The organism is Actinoplanes sp. NPDC024001 (genome assembly GCF_040638955.1).
GTDB lineage: Bacteria > Actinomycetota > Actinomycetes > Mycobacteriales > Micromonosporaceae > Actinoplanes.
Genome location: NZ_JBEZZB010000347.1, coordinates 1 through 2,816 on the forward strand (window position 1 = coordinate 1; position 2,816 = coordinate 2,816).

Consider the following 2,816-nt stretch of genomic DNA (forward strand, 5'->3'; position numbering starts at 1 on the left):
GTCCGCGGCTGGCCGCCGGCCGGCCAGCCGGACGTGGCCCGGGTCGCGGCCGCGGCACGCGCCGCGCTGGGCGACGAGGCTTTCCAGGAAGCGTACGGGCGGGGCCGCGCGATGCCGGTCGACGAGGCGCTGACCGAGGCGGGAGTGGGCACGTCAGCGTCCGGTCAGTGACCGGTCAGCGTTCGCCGCGACGCTGCCGGCATGACCGAGATCAGTTCCCGGCGCCGCTGGGCGACGCTGACCATCCTGTGCGCCGCCTCACTGCTGCTGGCCATCGACCTGACCGTGCTGCACCTGGCGATCCCGAAACTGGTCGCCGACCTGGCGCCGACCGGCAACCAGATCCTGTGGATCGCCGACATCTACGGCTTCACCCTCGGCGGCCTGCTCGTGCTGATGGGCAACCTCGGTGACCGGATCGGCCGCAAACGGCTGCTGCTGATCGGCTCGGTGGCCTTCGGGCTCGCCTCGGTCGTGACCGCCTACGCATCCAGCCCGGAACTGCTGATCGCCGCCCGGGCGCTGCTCGGCGTGGCCGGCGCGACCATCATGCCGTCCACCCTGTCGATCATCCGGAACGTCTTCACCGACGCCCGGGAACGCACCAGCGCCGTCGGGATCTGGGGCGGTGTCACCGCCGGCGGGTTCGCGATCGGCCCGATCGTCGGCGGCGTGCTGCTGGAGTTCTTCTGGTGGGGCTCGGTGTTCCTGATCAACGTGCCGGTGGTCGTCGCCATCGTGGTGGCCGGCATCGCCGTCATCCCGGAGTCGCGCAACCCGCGGCCGGGCCGGCTCGACGTGCTCAGCGCGCTGCTGTCGATCATCGGCATCGTCTCGGTGATCTACGCGATCAAGGAGGGCTTCCACGGCGGCTTCGGGCAGACCGACGTGCTCACCGCGGTGGCGCTCGGTGCGCTGACGCTGCTGGTCTTCGGCATCCGCCAGACCCGGCTCGCCGACCCGCTGATCGACCTGCGGCTGTTCCGCAACCGGGCGTTCTCCGCGTCGATCGCGGCCACCACGGTGAGCATGTTCGCCAACCTCGCGCTGTCGCTGATCCTCAGCCAGTACCTCCAGCTGGTCCTCGGCTGGTCGCCGGTCAAGGCCGGGCTGGCCGGGCTGCCCGGCGGCATGGCCGGGATGGTCGGCGGATTCCTGGCCGGCACGCTGGTGCACCGGATCGGCCGGGCCGCGGTGGTCTCCGGCGGGCTGGGGCTGTCCGCGGTCGGCTTCGCCCTCTACACGCTGATCGGCCGGGACACCGGATACGCCACCCTGCTGCCCGCGATGATCATCTTCGGTCTGGGCATCGGGGTCAGCTTCGCCACCGTCAGCGACACCGTGCTGGCCAGCGTGCCGCGCGAACGGGCCGGTGCGGCGTCGGCCATCTCGGAGACGGCCACCGAGATCGGCGGGGCGGTCGGTATGGGCGTGCTCGGCAGCGTGCTCAACCGCACGTACCGCGAGCACCTGGACATGCCCGCCGGGGTGCCGGCCGAAGCACAGCCGGCGATCCGGGAGTCGCTGGGCACCGCCCTGCACGCGGCGGGCGAACTGCCCGGCCAGCTGGCCGGCGCGGTCGCCCAGGCGGCACGCTGGGCGTTCATCGACGGCCTGCACGTCATGGTGATCAGCTGCGCCATCCTGGTCGGCGTGCTGGCGGTGGCGGCGCTGTTCGCGCTGCGCGGGGTACCGGCCGTGCTGGACACCGAGGAGGCGCCCGCCGAGCCGGTCCCCACACGTTGATCGTCAGCGGAAACGCTGGGCGGCCTTCGCCACGGCGGCGCCGACGGCCAGGCTGACGATCGGGGTCGCCAGGCCGGGCAGGCGGGTCTTCTTCATGATCCAGGCGGTGGCGGCGCTGGTCACGATCGGCAGGGCGGTCTTCACGATCACGTTCATGGTGGTCCTGCTCCTTCGGGCGGGTCGGTGTGGATTCGGGTGCGACAAGCGCCCGAATCCACACAGTCAGTACCCGCCCGCCGCAGACAACTCACGGGTGTTGGTGCTTGGATCCGGTGCATGAATCGCGACGGGACGGCCCTGGTGCTGGGCGGAGGCGGCGTCACCGGCGTCGCCTGGGAGATCGGGCTGCTGCACGGGCTGGCCGAGCGGGGCGTCGAGCTGACCGGGGCGGGGCTGTTCGTCGGGACGTCGGCCGGGTCGTCGGTCGCGGCTCAGGTGCTGTCCGGCGTACCCCTGGAGGATCTTTATGCGGCGCAGCTGGCCGGCGCCGGCGCTGAGGTGGCCGCGCGGATCGGGGTGAAAGGTCTGCTGGGTTTTGCGATCGCCGGCCTCTGGCCGGGCGATCCGGCCAGGGGTCGCGCGTGGCTGGGACGCCGGGCGCTGCGCGCCCGCACGATGCCGGAGGCCGAGCGGCGGGCGGTGATCGCGCGCCGCATCGGCGACGCCGGCTGGCCGGCGACGCGCCTGCTGATCACGGCGGTCGAGGCCGAGACCGGAGAGGTACGGGTATTCGACGCATCCAGTGGTGTCTCCCTGCTGGACGCCGTGGCGGCCAGTTGCGCGGTTCCGCTGACCTGGCCGCCGGTGACGATCGGTGGGCGGCGCTACATCGATGGCGGGGTGCGATCGGTCGCCAACGCCGACCTGGCCGTGGGTTGTGACCGGGTGGTGGTGCTCGCGCCGGTGACTCAGTCGGCGCGGCCGTCAGGGCGGCCGGGAGCGCAGGTGGCGGCCCTCGGCGCGGGAGTACGGGGTGTGGTGGTGTCGCCGGATGCGGCGGCGCGCCGGGCGATCGGGCGCAATCCGCTGGATCCGGCGCGGCGGCGGCCGGCGGCGGAGGCGGGCCGGGC

At 73.0% G+C, this 2,816-nt stretch carries 3 protein-coding genes; 2 read left to right on the plus strand and 1 reads right to left on the minus strand.

Annotated elements, in window-relative coordinates; translation table 11 throughout:
• Positions 1 to 201 precede the first annotated feature (201 nt).
• A complete protein-coding gene (locus AB0F81_RS50960) occupies positions 202 to 1,746 on the plus strand; it encodes a DHA2 family efflux MFS transporter permease subunit (protein WP_360211660.1) in 1,545 nt (514 codons plus the stop codon).
• Between the two features lie 3 nt (positions 1,747 to 1,749).
• On the opposite strand, the gene AB0F81_RS50965 is transcribed toward AB0F81_RS50960, so the two are convergent.
• Positions 1,750 to 1,902 carry a hypothetical protein gene (locus AB0F81_RS50965; protein WP_360211662.1) on the minus strand — a complete coding sequence of 51 codons (153 nt, stop codon included), beginning with the start codon at positions 1,900 to 1,902 and terminating at the stop codon, positions 1,750 to 1,752.
• Between the two features lie 120 nt (positions 1,903 to 2,022).
• Between AB0F81_RS50965 and AB0F81_RS50970 the strand changes: the two genes are divergently transcribed.
• Positions 2,023 to 2,816: patatin-like phospholipase family protein (locus AB0F81_RS50970; RefSeq protein ID WP_360211664.1), on the plus strand; the 794-nt coding region annotated here is incomplete at its 3' end.